The organism is Curtobacterium sp. YR515 (genome assembly GCF_900113095.1).
GTDB lineage: Bacteria > Actinomycetota > Actinomycetes > Actinomycetales > Microbacteriaceae > Curtobacterium.
The window spans coordinates 446,245-462,712 of sequence record NZ_FOOD01000002.1 but is presented as its reverse complement, the minus strand read 5'-3'; the positions used below and the strand labels follow the sequence as shown (position 1 = coordinate 462,712).

17 protein-coding genes are annotated in these 16,468 nt (G+C 72.2%); 12 read left to right on the top strand and 5 right to left on the bottom strand.

All coding sequences use genetic code 11. From position 1 onward, the window contains the following. Positions 1 to 51 precede the first annotated feature (51 nt). Positions 52 to 1,041 carry a M23 family metallopeptidase gene (locus tag BM028_RS06960; protein WP_092385468.1) on the bottom strand — a complete coding sequence of 330 codons (990 nt, stop codon included), beginning with the start codon at positions 1,039 to 1,041 and terminating at the stop codon, positions 52 to 54. Between the two features lie 162 nt (positions 1,042 to 1,203). Here BM028_RS06960 and BM028_RS06955 point away from each other — a divergent pair, with 162 nt between their 5' ends. Further along, positions 1,204 to 1,698 (top strand): hypothetical protein, encoded by a 495-nt coding sequence (locus BM028_RS06955; protein WP_092385466.1) that lies wholly within the window; start codon positions 1,204 to 1,206, stop codon positions 1,696 to 1,698. A 3-nt stretch (positions 1,699 to 1,701) separates the two neighbouring features. On the opposite strand, the gene BM028_RS06950 is transcribed toward BM028_RS06955, so the two are convergent. Continuing rightward, positions 1,702 to 3,393, bottom strand: a complete 1,692-nt coding sequence (locus BM028_RS06950; RefSeq protein WP_092385464.1) for a cation:proton antiporter — start codon at positions 3,391 to 3,393, stop codon at positions 1,702 to 1,704. A 28-nt stretch (positions 3,394 to 3,421) separates the two neighbouring features. Further along, on the bottom strand, positions 3,422 to 3,787 hold the full coding sequence (locus BM028_RS06945) for a hypothetical protein (RefSeq protein ID WP_139219768.1): 366 nt from the start codon (positions 3,785 to 3,787) through the stop codon (positions 3,422 to 3,424). A 191-nt stretch (positions 3,788 to 3,978) separates the two neighbouring features. Between BM028_RS06945 and BM028_RS06940 the strand changes: the two genes are divergently transcribed. Continuing rightward, the gene (locus tag BM028_RS06940; protein WP_092385460.1) at positions 3,979 to 6,189 is read left to right on the top strand and encodes an NADP-dependent isocitrate dehydrogenase; all 2,211 of its coding nucleotides are present in this window, start codon (positions 3,979 to 3,981) and stop codon (positions 6,187 to 6,189) included. Between the two features lie 148 nt (positions 6,190 to 6,337). Here the strand turns inward: BM028_RS06940 and BM028_RS06935 are convergent, their stop codons facing one another. Next, the gene (locus BM028_RS06935) at positions 6,338 to 6,793 is read right to left on the bottom strand and encodes a DUF3817 domain-containing protein (protein ID WP_092385458.1); all 456 of its coding nucleotides are present in this window, start codon (positions 6,791 to 6,793) and stop codon (positions 6,338 to 6,340) included. 89 nt (positions 6,794 to 6,882) lie between these two features. Here BM028_RS06935 and BM028_RS06930 point away from each other — a divergent pair, with 89 nt between their 5' ends. Together BM028_RS06930 and BM028_RS06925 are read left to right on the top strand one after the other, a co-directional pair. Then, positions 6,883 to 7,659 (top strand): ThuA domain-containing protein, encoded by a 777-nt coding sequence (locus tag BM028_RS06930; RefSeq protein WP_229084831.1) that lies wholly within the window; start codon positions 6,883 to 6,885, stop codon positions 7,657 to 7,659. Beyond that, positions 7,656 to 8,786 carry a GAF domain-containing protein gene (locus BM028_RS06925; RefSeq protein ID WP_092385456.1) on the top strand — a complete coding sequence of 377 codons (1,131 nt, stop codon included), beginning with the start codon at positions 7,656 to 7,658 and terminating at the stop codon, positions 8,784 to 8,786. Before BM028_RS06930 ends, BM028_RS06925 begins: the two co-directional genes overlap by 4 nt. A gap of 49 nt (positions 8,787 to 8,835) precedes the next feature. Here BM028_RS06925 and BM028_RS06920 read toward each other — a convergent pair whose 3' ends face one another. Next, on the bottom strand, positions 8,836 to 9,261 hold the full coding sequence (locus BM028_RS06920; RefSeq protein ID WP_071302406.1) for a hypothetical protein: 426 nt from the start codon (positions 9,259 to 9,261) through the stop codon (positions 8,836 to 8,838). A gap of 90 nt (positions 9,262 to 9,351) precedes the next feature. Between BM028_RS06920 and BM028_RS06915 the strand changes: the two genes are divergently transcribed. The 8 genes from BM028_RS06915 (at position 9,352) to BM028_RS06880 (ending at position 16,340) form a co-directional block, all read left to right on the top strand. Then, positions 9,352 to 10,014 (top strand): ScbR family autoregulator-binding transcription factor, encoded by a 663-nt coding sequence (locus tag BM028_RS06915; protein WP_071302407.1) that lies wholly within the window; start codon positions 9,352 to 9,354, stop codon positions 10,012 to 10,014. Positions 10,015 to 10,155: 141 nt separating this feature from the next. After that, positions 10,156 to 11,034: an aminoglycoside phosphotransferase family protein gene (locus tag BM028_RS06910; protein ID WP_092385454.1), complete on the top strand. Its 879-nt coding sequence runs from the start codon at positions 10,156 to 10,158 to the stop codon at positions 11,032 to 11,034. Positions 11,035 to 11,094: 60 nt separating this feature from the next. Beyond that, the gene (locus tag BM028_RS06905; protein WP_139199256.1) at positions 11,095 to 11,706 is read left to right on the top strand and encodes a DUF6197 family protein; all 612 of its coding nucleotides are present in this window, start codon (positions 11,095 to 11,097) and stop codon (positions 11,704 to 11,706) included. Continuing rightward, positions 11,703 to 12,398 carry a DinB family protein gene (locus BM028_RS06900; RefSeq protein WP_092385452.1) on the top strand — a complete coding sequence of 232 codons (696 nt, stop codon included), beginning with the start codon at positions 11,703 to 11,705 and terminating at the stop codon, positions 12,396 to 12,398. Before BM028_RS06905 ends, BM028_RS06900 begins: the two co-directional genes overlap by 4 nt. A gap of 208 nt (positions 12,399 to 12,606) precedes the next feature. Then, on the top strand, positions 12,607 to 13,254 hold the full coding sequence (locus BM028_RS06895) for an ABC transporter permease (RefSeq protein WP_070417568.1): 648 nt from the start codon (positions 12,607 to 12,609) through the stop codon (positions 13,252 to 13,254). Next, positions 13,241 to 14,509: an ABC transporter ATP-binding protein gene (locus tag BM028_RS06890; protein WP_070417569.1), complete on the top strand. Its 1,269-nt coding sequence runs from the start codon at positions 13,241 to 13,243 to the stop codon at positions 14,507 to 14,509. Before BM028_RS06895 ends, BM028_RS06890 begins: the two co-directional genes overlap by 14 nt. Then, positions 14,506 to 15,267 carry an ABC transporter permease gene (locus tag BM028_RS06885; protein ID WP_092385450.1) on the top strand — a complete coding sequence of 254 codons (762 nt, stop codon included), beginning with the start codon at positions 14,506 to 14,508 and terminating at the stop codon, positions 15,265 to 15,267. Before BM028_RS06890 ends, BM028_RS06885 begins: the two co-directional genes overlap by 4 nt. Beyond that, on the top strand, positions 15,264 to 16,340 hold the full coding sequence (locus tag BM028_RS06880; protein WP_175496012.1) for a glycine betaine ABC transporter substrate-binding protein: 1,077 nt from the start codon (positions 15,264 to 15,266) through the stop codon (positions 16,338 to 16,340). The genes BM028_RS06885 and BM028_RS06880 overlap by 4 nt, the downstream gene beginning before the upstream one ends. The last annotated feature ends 128 nt before the right edge of the window (positions 16,341 to 16,468 follow it).

Sequence of the window (16,468 nt, the reverse complement as noted above, 5' to 3'; positions counted from 1 at the left end):
GGGCGGTCTGTGACAGTCGTCCATGCCTGTGAGCATGCACAGGGAACCTGATCAGGCGGTGAGGGAACGCCCGATGCGCGCTTCGAGCCAGGCTTCCGGGTCGATCGGGGTCTCGCCGTCCATCAGGACCTCGAGGTGGAGGTGCGCCCCGGTCGAGACCCCCGAGGAGCCGACCTTGCCGATGAACTGCCCGGCCTCGACGGTGTCGCCGACCTTCAGTGGCGAGGAGCCGGGGATCATGTGGCCGTAGAGCGTCGAGACCTCGCGCCCGTCGATCACGTGGTCGATGATCACCGCGGTGCCGTACGAGAAGTACGTGCCGGAGACCCGGACGGTCCCCGCGGCCACGGCACCGATCGGCGCGCCCATGCCCGGGTTGAAGTCGAGGCCCTGGTGGAGCGACGAGCAGGCGCCGCACGGAGCCGAGCGGTAGCCGAAGCCCGAGCTCATCCGTACCGGCCCGGGGAACGGCGACCGGACCTCGCCGCCGTAGGACACCGACGTGCCCGGGGCCCCGGCCGAACCGCCGCCGACCGTGAAGCCGTCGCGGTCGAGGGCGGAGGCGGAGATCGCCTGCGTCACGGCGTAGTCCTGCGTGCGGACGGAGGGTGCGAGGGTCGCGGTCGCCATCGAGGTGCCGGCACTGGCGTGCGCGGGCATCGCGGACGCGGCGAACATCGCGAGGGCGGCGAGGGCGCTCGTGAGCGTCACGCGGCTGGCGCGGCGGGACCTGGAGGCGCGGGTCGCCCGGGCGACGGCGGGCACGCTGGGTGCGGGGCGACGGACGACGCGCTGGATGCGGGCGTCGACGTGCTCGGTCGTCGCACGCGCGGCGGCCGCTCGGCGACCGGTGCGCTCGGGCTTCGGCGCGCGAGGCGGCGCGGGCGTGCGCTCGGCCTTCGGTGCGCGCTCGGCCTTCGGCGTCCGCTCGCGGCGGGCCGGCTTGCGGGCTGCGGCGCGCTCGGCCTCGAGGGCGGCGCGACGGGACAGGTGCACCACCGGGGTGTCCGGGTGCTGGTCGAGTTCGCGTGCAGTCGTCATGGCCGCCCACCATTCTGCACGACTCTGTCGCTTTGTACAGGTCCTTTCGTGATCTCATCGTTACCGAAGTGCTGGGAGGCTGCTGATCCCACAGCCAGCCCCGGCCCCGGCGGCCGCCCGATCAGTAGTGTCCGCAGTGAGCGAGCGGAAAGGACCCTCCACATGGCCCGAACACCGCGCGAGCGGCACGAACCGGTCGACCTGGCGTCGGCGCACGTCGTGCTCGCGGGGACGCAGGAGCTCCTGCCGGTGCTCCGGACCGCTGCCGTCCGGGCCGGGGTCGACGCCGCCCGGATGCGCGTGGTCGGGGTGGACGACCTGCCCGATCCCGAGGAGACCTGGGACGCCGAACTCGCGGTCATCGCGATCCGTCGGCCCGGTGACGACCCGGCGTTCCACCGTGCGCACGAGGCCGCCGAGATGATCGACCCGCTGCTCGGGCCGCACGCGGTCCGGATCGTCGTGACGGTCTCGGGGCTGACCCGGCTCGCGCCGAAGGTCGAGCGGACGCTGACGTCCGAGGTGCTCCACCAGATCGGCGCGGCGTCGGCACCGTCCGGGTTCGAGCGGCCGTTCCGGAACTTCCGGATGCGCGTGGGGCTCGCGGCACTGAAGACCGCCGGCGTCCGGGTCTTCCGGGTGCGCATCGGCGAGTGACCGTCACCGTGCGGGAGCGCCCCTGAGCTCGAGGGCGATCTGCTCGGCGTCGAGGTTCTGCAGCATCGACTCGAGCACCTCGGCGTCGAAACTGCCGTCGTCGCGGGCGTCGAGGATCGCGGCGCGCTGCGCTTCGAGCACCGCCAGGCGCCGGGCCTTCTCGCGCCCCATCCACGCCCGGAGTTCGGCGGGGTCGGCGGCCTCGAGCTCTTCCCGCGCGCGGGGTCCGGCCTCGCTCGTCCCGGGGACCTGCTCCGCCGCTGCCCGCATGAGCTCGAGGAGCCGCTTGCGTTCCTCGGTGTCCTGCGCGGCGGTGTCCGTCGTCGGTGCGGCGATGCGACGGAGGAGCGGCCCGATCGTCCCGCCCTGGACCACGAGCGACAGCAGGGCCACGGCGAACGCGACGAAGACGAGCAGTGACCGCTGGGGCGTGCCGTCGGGGAGGGTCTGGGCCGCCGCGACGGTCACCGCGCCGCGCATCCCCGCCCAGACCACCGCGGTGCCCTCCCGCCAGCCGAGCGGCGCCTTCGTGTAGTACGCGATGTCCGCCAGGGTGCGACGGACCCGCACCGCGAACCGGTCGAGTTCCCGTTCGGACGGAGCCCGGTTGCCCGGTCGGTGTTCGCGGATCACCTCGCTCATGGCGTCGCGGTCCTGCGCGTGCATCTCCGCGAAGCGGGTCTGCATCCGTTCGCCCCGCTTGGCGCTGGCGGACAGGGCGAGCAGCAGCGGCACGACGTATGCAGCCCGGACGAGGACGGTGAGCACGAGGGCGCCGACGGCGATGAGGAGCGCCGGCCCGATCCCGGCGTGTTGGTCCTGCACATCGCCGAGGATCGACGCGAGCTGCAGCCCCATCGTCAGGAACACGGCACCCTCGAGCACGAGCTCGATCGTCTGCCAGTTCTGGGCGTCCGACAGCCGGTGCCCCGGGGGGAGCCTGCGCGGGCCGACGATGCCCGTGAACAGCCCCGCGACGACGGCCGCGACCAGGCCGGACCCCTCGAAGTGCTCGGTCGGGATCGCGGCGACGAACGGCACCGCGAAGGACAGTGCCGTGTTCACCGCGGCGTTCGGCACCCGGGACCGCACCCAGACGTTGAGCCAGCCGACGAACCAGCCGATGACGACGGCGATCGCCACCGCCCGGGCGAAGTCCCCGAGCGCGCCCCAGAACGAGAACGACGCGCCCGCGGCGAAGATCGCGGTGCGGAGCAGCACGAGCGCGGTCGCGTCGTTGAGCAGCGACTCGCCGTCGAGGATCGAGATCGCCCGCCGTGACACCGAGGTCTGCTTGACGATCGAGGTCGCGACGGCGTCGGTGGGGCTGACGATCGCCCCGAGCGCGATGCCCCACCAGAAGCCCAGCCCCGGGACGACCCACGCGAAGAAGAGCCCGAGCACCAGGCTCGACGCGACGACGAGCAGGACCGACAGGCCGCTGATCGCGCCGAACTCCCGCCGGAAGTTCATCGACGGCATCGACACCGCCGCCGAGTACAGCAACGGCGGCAGCACCCCCGCGAGGATCCACTCCGGTTCGATCCGGGCGTTCGGGATCCACGGCACGAGGCTCGCGGCGACGCCGACCGCGACGAGGACGAGCGGCGCGGCGACCCCGATGCGCGGGCCGAGCACGGCGGCGCCCGCGATGGCGACCAGGGCGACCACACCGATGACGAGGAGTTCGTTCACTCCCCCAGCGTGGCACCGTTCCGGGCGATCAGTCCCGGTCCGGCTCCGCGCTGTGGACCGCCGAGGCGTTGACCGCGTGGTGTGGAGGAACGACGTGGGCGACGACCGCGACACTGCCGGCGGCCAGGACGAGCGCGAGCGTGCCCGCGGTCACGGCGGTCCCGATCCGCCGCAGCCGCGAGCCCGACCCACGGTCCCGCGGCGCGAAGCGGGCGAGCCCACGACGCGGCGTCGGACCGACCAGCCACGGCCCGGAGCCGTCCTCGTCGTACGAGAACGGCCCGGACCCGTCCGGTGCGTACCGGTACGGCCCGCTGCCGTCCACGGCGTACGCCGAACGGAGGTCCTCCGCGGACCACCCGAAGTCCTCCGGTGTCTGCCGTGTCGTCGACATGCGCGCCTCCTGCGGTCGTGTGGTGCGGAAGACCACTCCACGCGACGTTCCTATGAGTCGACAGTGCGCCTCCAGGAAGCCATCCGAGCATCTGCTCCACGCAGGCGGCACCATGTATCTTGATGTCGAGACATCCCGTTGCGCGAGTAGCGTGGACGTACCGACGGTCGAACAAGGGAGTACCCGCCAGCATGGCCAAGATCATCTACACCCTCACGGACGAGGCGCCGTTCCTCGCCACCCACTCCTTCCTCCCGGTCATCCAGGCCTTCGCCGGCACCGCAGGTGTCGACGTCGAGACCCGCGACATCTCGCTCTCGGGCCGGATCATCGCCCAGTTCCCGGAGCGGCTCACCGCCGAGCAGCGCCTGGACGACGCCCTCGCCGAGCTCGGGGACCTCGCGAAGACCCCCGAGGCGAACATCATCAAGCTGCCGAACATCTCGGCGTCGATCCCGCAGCTCAAGGCCGCGATCAAGGAGCTCCAGGCGCAGGGCTACGACCTGCCGGACTACCCCGACGAGCCGACGACCGACGACGAGCGCGACGCCCGCGCCCGCTACGACCGCACCAAGGGCAGCGCCGTGAACCCGGTCCTGCGCGAGGGCAACTCCGACCGCCGCGCACCGCTCTCCGTCAAGAACTACGCCCGCAAGCACCCGCACCGCATGGGCGCCTGGAGCCACGACTCGAAGACGAACGTCGTGACGATGGGCACGGACGACTTCCGCTCGAACGAGCAGTCCTGGATCGCCCCCGCCGACGACGTCCTGACGATCGAGTTCGTCGGTGCCGACGGCGAGACCACGGTCCTCAAGCAGTCGATCCCCGTCCTCGCGGGCGAGGTCGTCGACGGCACGGTGCTGCACGTCCGCGCGCTCGAGGCCTTCCTGCAGGACCAGATCCGCGCGGCGCAGGAGCAGGGCATCCTGTTCTCGGTGCACCTCAAGGCCACGATGATGAAGGTCTCCGACCCGATCATCTTCGGCCACGTCATCCGCGCGTTCTTCCCGAGCGTCTTCGAGCGCTTCGGCGCCGACCTCGCCGCCGCCGGGCTCAACCCGAACGACGGCCTCGGCTCGATCCTCGCCGGGCTCGACGCCGTGCCGAACGGTGCGGAGATCAAGCAGGCGTTCGCGGACGGCATCGACGCGGGCCCCGAGCTCGCGATGGTCGACTCCGACAAGGGCATCACGAACCTGCACGTCCCGAGCGACGTCATCGTGGACGCCTCCATGCCCGCGATGATCCGCACCTCGGGCCACATGTGGGGTCCGGACGGCGAGGAGCACGACACCCTCGCGGTCATCCCGGACTCGAGCTACGCCGGCATCTACCAGGCCACGATCGAGGACTGCCGTGCCAACGGTGCGTTCGACCCGGCCACCATGGGCTCGGTGCCGAACGTCGGCCTGATGGCGCAGAAGGCCGAGGAGTACGGCTCGCACGACAAGACCTTCGAGGTCCCGGCAGCCGGCCGCGTCCGCGTGGTCACGAGCGGCGGTGAGACGGTCATCGAGCACGAGGTCGAGGCCGGTGACATCTGGCGCGCCTGCCAGACCAAGGACGTCGCGATCCGCGACTGGGTGAAGCTCGCCGTGACGCGTGCCCGTGCGACCGGCTCCCCCGCGGTGTTCTGGCTCGACGAGACCCGTGCGCACGACGCGAACCTCATCGGCCTGGTGCGGACGTACCTCGCCGAGCAGGACACCGACGGGCTGCAGATCGAGATCCTCTCCCCCGAGGACGCGATGCGCTTCTCGCTCGAGCGCATCCGCCGTGGTGAGGACACCATCTCCGTCACGGGCAACGTGCTCCGCGACTACCTCACCGACCTGTTCCCGATCATGGAGCTCGGCACCTCGGCGAAGATGCTCTCCGTCGTCCCGCTCCTCGGCGGCGGCGGCCTGTTCGAGACCGGTGCCGGTGGTTCGGCGCCGAAGCACGTGCAGCAGCTCGTCGAGCAGAACTACCTGCGCTGGGACAGCCTCGGTGAGTTCCTCGCCCTCGCGGTCAGCCTCGAGCACCTCGCCGGTGTGACGGGCAACGAGCGGGCGAAGATCCTCGGCGAGACGCTCGACCGTGCGACCGGCACGTTCCTCGACGAGGACAAGTCGCCGGGGCGCAAGCTCGGGTCGATCGACAACCGCGGCAGCCACTTCTACCTGGCGAAGTACTGGGCCCAGGAGCTCGCGGCGCAGACGACCGACGCCCAGCTCGCCTCGGCGTTCGCCGAGATCGCGGCGACGCTCGACGAGCAGGAGTCGACGATCGTCGAGGAGCTGAACAGCGTGCAGGGGCACCCGGCGGACATCGGCGGCTACTACCGTCCGGACGACGCCAAGACGAGCGCCGTGATGCGCCCGTCCGCCACGTTGAACGGGATCCTCGCCGCGCTGTAGACGCGGGACGCACGGACAGGAGGCGCGGTGCCGGCTGGCACCGCGCCTCCTGTCCGTCGTGTGGTGGCGACCCGGGCCGCGCTTCGTGAGCAGGAACGGTCGGGTCCGCATCACGAACCCGACCGTTCCTGCTCACGAAGGCAGCGCGTCAGCCGCGGGACGGGACGGGCGGGCCGGCGGCCAGCAGCGCCACGAACACCAGGGCGACGGCGACGACGCCGACGAGGATCGACACCGCGGGGTGCCGCACCACGAAGAACAGCAGGCGGTCCCAGAAGCCGACGCGCCCCTCGGCACCGCGGCGCCACGGGCCCTCGAGCATCCCGCGCCGGGCCACGGCGACCTCGAACGGCACCGTCGCGTACGGCACGACGGCACTCGCCCACCCGAGCACGAGCGCTCCGGCCGACCACCGCTGGTTCACCGCGACGACGGTCGTCACGACGAGGTACGCCAGGAACACGAAGCCGTGCACCCCGCCCCCGATCCGGACGCCCCAATCGCCGGCACCGAGGCCGTACTTGAGCACCATCCCGGCGATGAGCATGGTCCAGGTCACGAGTTCGGCGACCGCGGCGGCGCGGAACAGGGAGCGGGGAGTCATGCGGACATCGTCGCGGACGCCTCCCGGGAAAGCCCCGACACTCCGGTGGTCGTATCGATTCGACGACCAGGCGGACTAGCGTGGGAGCCATGTCGACGCCGACCGAATCCCGTCCCCTGAACATCGTCGTCTGGAACGAGAACGTGCACGAGAGCCGGGGTGACGAGACCGTCGTCGGGCACTACCCCGACGGCATGCACACCGTGATCGCCGCCGCGCTGCGCGAGCACCACCCCGACGCGACCGTGAGCACGGCCACCCTGCAGGAGCCCGACCACGGCATCACCGCCGAGCGCCTGGCCACCACCGACGTCCTGTTCTGGTGGGGCCACGCCGCCCACGACGAGGTCAGCGACGCCGTCGTCGACCTCGTGGTCGATGCCGTGCACGCGGGCATGGGGCTCGTGGTGCTGCACTCCGGGCACTACTCGAAGCCGTTCAAGCGCCTGATGGGCACGACCTGCTCCCTGAAGTGGCGGAACGACGGGGAGCGCGAGCTCGTCTGGACCGTGGCGCCCGAGCACCCGATCGCCGCGGGCGTCCCGCACCCGATCGTCATCGACCGCCAGGAGATGTACGGCGAGTACTTCGACATCCCGCGCCCCGACGAAGAGGTCTTCCTGTCGACGTTCGCCGGCGGCGAGGTCTTCCGCTCGGGCGTCGCGTACCGCCGGGGCCTCGGGAAGGTCTTCTACTTCTCCCCCGGTGACCAGGAGTACCCGGTGTACCACCACCCGGACATCCAGCGGGTGCTGTCGAACGCGGCCGCGTGGGCGGCGCCGGTGTCCGAGCGACGCGAACTGACCGCCGACCCCCACCCGCGGGACTGGTTCCTGGGCGAGGGTGCGGGTAGACAGGACGGGTGACCCACCTCGACGCCGCAGCGCACCGGTCGGCCGTGGTCGAGGCGCTCGGCGTCCTCGGCAGCGGCCCCGAGGAGCGCTTCGACCGCATCACCCGCATGACGCAGGAGGCCTTCGGGGTCCCGCTGTCCTTCCTCAACCTCGTGCACGACGGGCTCGTCACGGCGCAGTCCACGCAGGGCTGGCACCAGGGCTCGAGTGTGCCGGCCGAGTCGGTGTTCTGCGCCACCACGGTCCTCACCGACGAAGCGATCGTCGTGCCGGACACGATGCTCGACCCGCGGTTCGCCCACCTCGCCGCGGTCACCGAGCAGGGCATCCGGTTCTACGCGGGCGCACCGCTGTCGATGCTCGACGGCACGCGCGTCGGCACGCTCTGCATCATGGACGCGGCGCCGCGCACGCTGACGGCCGAGGACATCGACCTGCTGCGCGACCTCGCGCGCTGGGCGGAGCGGGAGCTCGGGCACACGATCGAGCGCGACCGGGTCCGGCGGGTCGTGGAGGGCCTCGTCCCCGGACCCGTCGAGGTCCCGGGGTACTCGCTGGAGGTGCTGACGCTCCCCCGCGAGGACTCCGGCGACGTCGCGGACTGGCGGGTCGCCGCCGACGGCCGCCTGCACTGCACCGTTGGAGCCGTCCCGGCAGCCGGTCGCGCCTCGGCACTGCTGGCAGCAGCGGTCCGGGCAGCCGTGATCGCGCGGACCGACGTCGACATGGAGACCGCGATCGTCGGCCTGGAGGCGCAGGTCGCCGCCGACCTGTCGGCTGCGGACACCGTCGGGTCGCTCTTCCACCTGCGGCTCGACCCCGCGTCGGGTCACGTCGAGTACGGGGACGCTGGGCACGGCCTCGCGGCCGTCGTGCGCGCGGACGGCGGTGCCGCGGTGCTCCGGTCGCACGACCTGCCGATCGGCCTGCAACCGGAGGCGACGGCGCGGACCCCCGGTGCGCTCGACCTCGCGTCGGGAGACCGCGTCGTGCTGTGCACCGACGGACTGCTGGCCGCGGTCGGTGACCTCGAGACGCTGATCGGATGGGTGCGGGACGCCGACGACACCGCGAGCCTGGTCGACCGGGTCCGGGGTGTCGCCACGGCCGGCACGCTCCTCGTCCTCAGGCGCGACTGAGCGCGACGGGCCGCCCGCGCCCGTGACCGACCGTCAGCGCCCGCGGTCGTCAGCGCTGCGCGGGCTTCGCGGTCAGGGACACGACCAGCAGCGTCGCGAGCATGCCGAACCCGGCGAGCTCGATCCCGAGGCCGGCGAGCTGCCAGTAGGCGCTCCCCACGACCTGCGGCTGCGTGATCGACTCCGGCCACCACCCGTCGATGAGCGGGAACGACCCCGGGAACGGATCGAGGCCGAACACGACGAGCCCGCCGAGCAGGAGCACCACCCCGAGCGCCGCCATCGCACCCCGCGACCCTCGGAGCATCCGGGCGACGAGTGCCGCGGCGATGCCGGCCAGCCCGACCACGGCGATCGCGAACGCCAGCACGACGACGGTCTGCGGCGCCAGCGCGACCCAGTCGAGCACGGCGATCGGCAGCAGCAGCCACCGACCCGTCCGTGCCCAGCGCACCGGGTTCCGCCATCCGTCCATGCCGGGAACCGTACGACAGCCGACCGGGGAGGTTCCCGGACGTCACCCGGACACCGCCTGGGACGGCCGCATCGGTACGCTTGCAGGATCATGGCGCAGGACGGTGGCACGCGGCAGCAGCGGGCGGTCGCCACCCGTGCCGCGATCCTCGACGCGGCGGCGGGCGAGTTCGACGAGCGCGGGTACCTCGGCACCTCGATGGACGCCGTCGCCGAGCGGGCCGGCCTCACCAAGGGTGCGCTGTACTTCCACTTCACGTCGAAGGCCGACCTCGCCGGCGCGGTGATCGCCCGGCAGCACGAGGTCTCCCGGCGGTACGGCGAGGCGGCGGCCGCCCGCGGGACGACCCCGCTCGAGGTGCTCATGTGGATGTCCCAGGGCCTCGCGTCGCAGATGATCCACGAGACCGTCGTGAGCGCCGGCATCCGTCTGTCCACCGAGGCCGCGACGGCGGACGTGGCCCGGCAGGACCCGTACGCCGACTGGATCGCCGTGGTGACCGACCTCGTCCGACAGGGCATCGACGCCGGCGAGGTCGACCCCGCGTGGGACCCGGAACTCGTCGGCCGCGTCGTCATCCCCGCGTACACGGGGGTGCAGACCGTCTCGGACGTCCTCGCCGACCGGTCGGACCTGTACGTCCGGCTCCGTGAGCTCTGGACGGTCCTGCTCGCGGCCATCGTCTCCGACCGGGTGCGCCCGGAGATCCCCCGGCTCGTCGCGCTGATCGCCCCGCTGCCCGACGACGCCTGACCCGACGCCTGACCCGACCGCCACGCGACGCGGGTCCCCCCATGGACACCCACGTCGCTGGTCCCTCGAGGCTACCGAGCGCCCGCCCCGCCCGGCTCTCCCCAGTTCACGGGTGTGCGCGCCCCCGGCTACCCTGACCCGATGGCCACCCCCGCCGCCGAGGTCGACGTCGACGTCCCGCTCGTCGCCGCCCTGCTCCGCGACCAGCACCCGGACCTCGCGGACCTCCCGCTCGCGATCGTGGCGAGCGGCTGGGACAACGTCGTGGTCCGGCTCGGCGAGCTGCTCGCCGTGCGGCTCCCCCGCCGGGCGGCCGCTGCGGCGCTCATCGAGCACGAGCAGCGGTGGTTGCCGGAGATCGCGCACCGGGTGGCGGCGATCGTGCCCGTCCCCGATCCGGTCCGCACCGGACGCCCGGCCCTCGGGTACCCGTGGTCGTGGAGCGTCGTCCGCTGGCTGCCCGGTACCCCGGCGGGCGAACGCGCCGGTGGCGTGCGGGTGGCCGAGGCGCTCGCCGCGTTCGTCGAGCTGCTGCACGTCCCCGCGCCGCCGGACGCCCCCGTGAACCCCGTCCGCGCGGTGCCGCTCGCCACGCGCAGCGACAGCGTCCTGACGCGACTCGCGACGGCGGACGTGCCCCGGGCCCGTGAACTCGCGGCAGTCTGGCGGACCGCGGCGGCGCTGCCCGCGTACGCCGGGCCTCCCGTCTGGGTGCACGGCGACCTGCACCCCTTCAACGTGCTCGTCGACACCGCGCCGGACGGCGGGACCCGCCTGTCGGCGGTCGTCGACTTCGGCGACGTGACGGCGGGCGACCCGGCCGTCGACCTCGCCACCGCGTGGCTCACGCTCGACCGGGAGGCGCGGCGCACCTTCCGCGCGCGCGTCGCGGCCGACGACGACACCTGGGAACGGGCGCGTGCCTGGGCCGTCTCGATCGGTTCGGCACTCCACCTGTCCGACGACCGCGCGTTCCGCGCCGTCGCAGGCCGGGTGATCGGAGAAGTGCTGGACGACTGAGTCCGCGCGGGGCTATCGTGACCGCACCAATCCGTGCACGTGAAGATCGGAGGGGCCGTCATGACCCTCGAGTTCCGCGTCCAGCACGACGTCGCCACCGACGCCTCTCCCGTCCCGTCCACCCCGACCCGCACCGGCTTCCGCGGGCTCCTCGACCGGTTCTCCGCACGCCGTTCCGCTGCGCGCGACCGTCGCGTCGAGGCCCGGTTGCAGGAGCTGGACGACCTCGCCCGGCTGCTCTCCGGGGCGCGCGGCGTCATCGAACGGGGGTGGATCCAGCACGCGTGGTTCGCGTACGTCGACGAGCACGGTCGGATGCGGAAGGCCTCCAGCGCCGCGGCGATGGACGTGCAGGGCCGCCCCCTCGTCGCCGCGTGCCTGGTCGGGTCCGTGGTCTCCGCTGCCGGTGGCCCGCACGCCGTGCACTCGCAGCAGGTCCAGCGCGCCCTCGACCTGGTGTGGCACGCCCTCGCCGTCGACGAGGGACAGCCGGTCCTCTGGTGCCCGGCACCGGACGTCCGGATGGGACGGGTCCGCGACCTGACCAGCTGGAACGACGCCCCGGCGCGGAACTCCGGCGAGGTCGCCGGGCTCCTGCTCACCGCCGAACGGGTCGCCGTGCAGGAGTCGGAGCGCGTCCGCGAGCGTTCGGTGGCACGATCGAGGGCATGACGAGCGCCGACCCGGTCCCCGAGGTCCACCCCGCACCGGCAGCACCGACCATCGCCTCGAGCGGCGGCTCGATGCTGTCGGACGAGGGGTCGACGACCGGCATCGACGCCGAGGTCCTCAAGCGGACGCTGCACCGGTACCTGCAGAAGCACCGCGCGGCACTGGTCGCCAAGCTCGACGGGCTCGCCGAACGGCAGGCGCGGTGGCCGGTCACGCCGACCGGGACGAACGTGCTCGGACTCGTGAAGCACGTCGCGGGCGTGCAGGCCATGTACTTCGGCGAGGTCTTCGGACGCCCGCTGCCGAACGCGCCCGCCTGGCTCGAGTCCGAGGACGGCGACGACATGTACGCGACGCTCGACGAGACCCTGGACGACGTCGTCGCGTTCCACCACCGCAGTGCCGCGCACGCGGACGCCACGATCGAGGCGCTCGACCTCAACGCCCGCGGGGTCGTTCCCTGGTGGCCGGAGGACCGCCGGCGGGTGACCCTGCACCGGATCCTCGTGCACATGGGGTACGAGACGGCCCGGCACGCGGGGCACGCCGACATCGTGCGCGAGATGCTCGACGGGCTCGCGGGTGACGGGGACGGCAACCTCGCCGAGAAGACCCCGGACGAGTGGGTCCTCTGGCGCGAGCACCTCGTCGACGTCGCCGAGCGGTCGGGACTCCGCGACCTCGGCGCATAGCCGACGACTGCTCGGGATCGTTACCGTTCTCCCAGGGTCGGGGCGCTGCATCGGTCCTGACCGGGTGTTTCCGGCTTCGCGGATCCGTAGGGAGTCGCTCCGGCGCCCGTCCCCGGTTGTGCGGTGACCCTGCCCCCTGCGTAGGTTCGAACCCACTTGTGCCCCGACCCGTGGGCAGTTCGGCCGACCGGAGGGGAGCGTTCTGCGCGTGTTCCAGTACATCGGGGAGCGGTGGGACCAGATCTGGTTCGCGTCGTGGCAGCACTTCTCACTGGTCGTCCAGTGCACGGTGCTCGCGACGCTCATCGCCGTGGTCCTCGCCACACTCGTCTACCGCAGCGAACGGCTCACCTCCGTCGCGAACGGGGTCTCGGCGATCGGCCTGACGCTCCCGTCCTTCGCGGTCATCGGTCTGCTCATCGTTCCGCTCGGCTTCGGCGTCGTGCCGTCCGTGGTGACGGTCGTCTTCTTCGCGACGCTGCCGATCCTGCGCAACGCCGTCGTCGGCCTCGCCGAGATCCCGCCGACGGTCGTCGAGTCGGCGCGGGGCATCGGCATGAGCCGGTTCCGCACCCTGCTCCAGGTCGAGCTGCCGATGGCGTGGCCGATCATCCTCAGCGGTGTGCGGGTGTCCGCGCAGATGGTGATGGGCATCGCCGCGATCGCCGCCTACGCGCTCGGCCCCGGGCTCGGCGGTTTCATCTTCTCCGGGCTGTCCCGCCTCGGCGGTGCGAACGCCCTCTTCTCCGTGACGGTCGGGGTGGTGGGGGTCGTCCTGCTCGCCCTCGTCCTCGACCTGCTCCTCCTCGGCCTCGGCCGTCTGACCATCTCGAGAGGTATCCGTGTCCAGCACTGACTCCGCCACCACCACCGCTCCCGCCGGCGACGTCACCGGCCGCCGCATCCTGCTCGACGAGGTCACGAAGCGGTACCCCGGTCAGACGAAGCCCGCGGTCGACGGCATCACGCTCGAGATCCCGGCCGGCAAGATCGTCATGCTCGTCGGCCCGTCCGGCTGCGGCAAGACGACCACCCTCAAGATGATCAACCGCCTGATCGAACCGACCGAGGGACGCATCGTCGTCGGCGAGGACGACGTCACGGGGATCGACGCGGACGAGCTCCGTCGCCGCATGGGCTACGTGATCCAGGCCGGTGGGCTCTTCCCGCACATGACCGTGGCGGCGAACATCGCGATCGTCCCGAAGATGCTCGGGTGGTCGAAGGAGAAGATCGCGGCCCGCGTCGACGAGCTCCTCGACCTCGTCTCGCTCGACCCCGACACCTACCGCGACCGGTTCCCCCGCGAGCTCTCCGGCGGCCAGCAGCAGCGCGTCGGCGTCGCCCGGGCGCTCGCCGCGGACCCGCCCGTCCTGCTCATGGACGAGCCGTTCGGCGCGGTCGACCCGATCACCCGCCAGCGCCTGCAGGACGAGCTCCTCCGCATCCAGGAGGAGCTGCACAAGACGATCGTCATCGTGAGCCACGACTTCGACGAGGCCGTGAAGCTCGGCGACTGGATCGTGATCTTCACCGAGGGCGCCCACATCGTGCAGTACGACACCCCGGAGCGGATCCTCGCGGAGCCGGCGAACGAGTTCGTCGAGAACTTCATCGGGTCCGGCGCCGGGCTCAAGCAGCTCACGCTGAACCGGGTCCGCGACGTCGAGCTCGCCCCCGCGGTGACCTGCTCGCCGGGCGAGGAGGCGAAGGCCGTGCTGCAGCGCATGCAGGAGGCCGGTGGCCACGGGCACGCCGTCGTCGTCGACCGCCGACAGCGTCCGATCGGGTGGCCGACGCGTCGTCAGCTCGAGCGGCTCGACCGGATCCCGGAGGGCATCGAGCCCGACCTGCCCGTCGTGGGCGGGGCCGCAACCCTGAACGACGCGCTCGACACCATGCTCGTGTCGAGCGCCGGCGCCGCACTCGTGACCGGCCGCGGCGAGGCGTTCCAGGGCGTCATCACCGTCGAGACGGTCATGGACGCGATCACCCGGTCGCGCGCCGCCGCCGCCCAGGAGCAGGCCTACACGCCGGTCGGGACGAACACGAACCCGATCGAGACCATGCCGTCGTCGCCCGTGGTGGCGACCAGCGGGGAGGACCTGTGAGCGCGGTCGCCGCCGGGGCGGGGACGGGCAGCCGCACCGGGTGGAAGGGGCTGCTCGTGCAGCCGATCGCCATCCTCGTGGTGCTCGCCGGGTTCGCGGTCTGGCTCGCCACGGCGGACCTCACGCCGACCGAGCGCACCACGCTCAACCCGGCGGACATCCTCGCGCTCACCGGGCAGCACCTCGTGCTGACCCTCGAGTCGACCGTGCTCGTGCTCGTGATCGGCATCCCGCTCGGCGTCCTGCTCACCCGCGGGCCGCTCCGCCGTGCGAGCGTGTACGTGCTCGCCGTCGCCAACTTCGGGCAGGCGGCACCGGCCGTCGGGCTCATCGTGCTGCTCGCCGCGTGGCTCGGCCTGAACTCGTGGTCGGCCGTCGTCGCCCTCGTGCTCTACGCGATCCTGCCGGTGCTCCGGAACACCATGATCGGCATCCAGAGCGTCGACTCGCGGTTGGTCGAGGCCGGGCGGGGCATGGGCATGAGCGCGTTCAGCGTGCTCGTGAAGGTCGAGCTGCCGCTGGCCGTGCCGGTCATGCTCTCCGGCATCCGCACCGCGCTGGTGCTGCTCGTCGGCACCGCGAGCCTGGCGACGTTCGTCGGCGCCGGTGGCCTCGGACTGCTCATCACCACCGGCGTGAACCTGTTCCTGCCGAAGGTCCTCGTCTCCGGGGCGCTCCTCGTGGCGCTCCTCGCCCTGTCCATCGACTGGATCGGCCGCGTGGTCGAGACGGTCGCACGACCGAAGGGACTCCGATGACCCACGACGCCCCGAACGCGACCCACGACGCGCCGCGCGCCGATCTGCGGGGCGCACGCCGCGCCTCCCGTCCGACCGTCCGTCGCCGGGTCGCGACCGCCACCGCCGTGGCGGGCGCGGCCGCCCTCGTGCTGACCGGCTGCGGCCTGCAGCCGGCGACGTCCTTCGTCCCCGCCGCGGACCCCGGTTCGATCCAGCGCATCGACGACCTGCCGGACGGCGCGCACATCACCGTGACCTCGAAGAACTTCACCGAGCAGCTCGTGCTCGGCAAGATCGCCGTGCTCGCCGCGAAGGCCGCCGGGTTCGACGTCACCGACGAGACGAACGTGCCGGGCAGCGTCGCCGTCCGCGAGCTGATGACCTCGCACGGCGCCGACTTCACGTACGAGTACACGGGCACGGCCTGGCTGACCTTCATGGGCCACAGCGAGGGCATCCCGGACAAGACCGAGCAGTGGGAAGCGGTGAAGCAGGAGGACGCCGGCAACGGCCTCACCTGGCTCGAGCCGGCGCCGATGAACAACACGTACGCCTTCGCCGTCCGCGACGAGGCCGTGTCGGAGCTCGGCGACATCAAGACCCTCTCCGACATCACGAAGCTCCCCGTCAGCGATCGCACGTTCTGCGTCGAGTCCGAGTTCAACTCCCGTGCCGACGGCTTCAAGCCGATGCTGAAGAAGTACGGGCTCGAGCTCGGCGGCTCGGGCGACAACGGCATCCCGACGAAGAACGTCAGCATCCTCGACACCGGCACGGTCTACACCGCGACCGATCGTGGCAAGTGCAACTTCGGCGAGGTCTTCACCACCGACGGCCGCATCAAGTCGCTCGGGCTCACCGTGCTCGAGGACGACAAGGGCTTCTTCCCGGCGTACAACGTCGCGCCCGTGCTCGACTCGGCGACGCTCAAGGAGTACCCGCAGCTCGAGGACGTCTACGACCAGATCTCGCCGAAGCTCACGGACGCCGTGCTGCAGGAGCTGAACCGGCAGGTCGACGTCGAGGGTCGGGAGCCCGCCGACGTCGCCTTCGACTGGATGGTCAAGGAGGGCTTCATCACGAAGCCGTGATGCGGGCGCGGCGCGCCGCGCGCGCCGCGCCGCGCTCGCATCGTGAGCAGAAATGGTCGGGTCCCCGAGCGGCACCCGACCATTTCTGCTCACCATGCGACGGACGGGAGGCGCGTGGTGCGACGGAC

Bases quoted from the DNA above. Each gene is read 5' to 3' on its own strand.
- BM028_RS06960 (WP_092385468.1), bottom strand. From the start codon at position 1,041: ATGACGACTGCACGCGAACTCGACCAGCACCCGGACACCCCGGTGGTG.
- BM028_RS06955 (WP_092385466.1), top strand. From the start codon at position 1,204: ATGGCCCGAACACCGCGCGAGCGGCACGAACCGGTCGACCTGGCGTCG.
- BM028_RS06945 (WP_139219768.1), bottom strand. From the start codon at position 3,787: ATGTCGACGACACGGCAGACACCGGAGGACTTCGGGTGGTCCGCGGAG.
- BM028_RS06940 (WP_092385460.1), top strand. From the start codon at position 3,979: ATGGCCAAGATCATCTACACCCTCACGGACGAGGCGCCGTTCCTCGCC.
- BM028_RS06935 (WP_092385458.1), bottom strand. From the start codon at position 6,793: ATGACTCCCCGCTCCCTGTTCCGCGCCGCCGCGGTCGCCGAACTCGTG.
- BM028_RS06930 (WP_229084831.1), top strand. From the start codon at position 6,883: ATGTCGACGCCGACCGAATCCCGTCCCCTGAACATCGTCGTCTGGAAC.
- BM028_RS06920 (WP_071302406.1), bottom strand. From the start codon at position 9,261: ATGGACGGATGGCGGAACCCGGTGCGCTGGGCACGGACGGGTCGGTGG.
- BM028_RS06915 (WP_071302407.1), top strand. From the start codon at position 9,352: ATGGCGCAGGACGGTGGCACGCGGCAGCAGCGGGCGGTCGCCACCCGT.
- BM028_RS06910 (WP_092385454.1), top strand. From the start codon at position 10,156: ATGGCCACCCCCGCCGCCGAGGTCGACGTCGACGTCCCGCTCGTCGCC.
- BM028_RS06905 (WP_139199256.1), top strand. From the start codon at position 11,095: ATGACCCTCGAGTTCCGCGTCCAGCACGACGTCGCCACCGACGCCTCT.
- BM028_RS06900 (WP_092385452.1), top strand. From the start codon at position 11,703: ATGACGAGCGCCGACCCGGTCCCCGAGGTCCACCCCGCACCGGCAGCA.
- BM028_RS06880 (WP_175496012.1), top strand. From the start codon at position 15,264: ATGACCCACGACGCCCCGAACGCGACCCACGACGCGCCGCGCGCCGAT.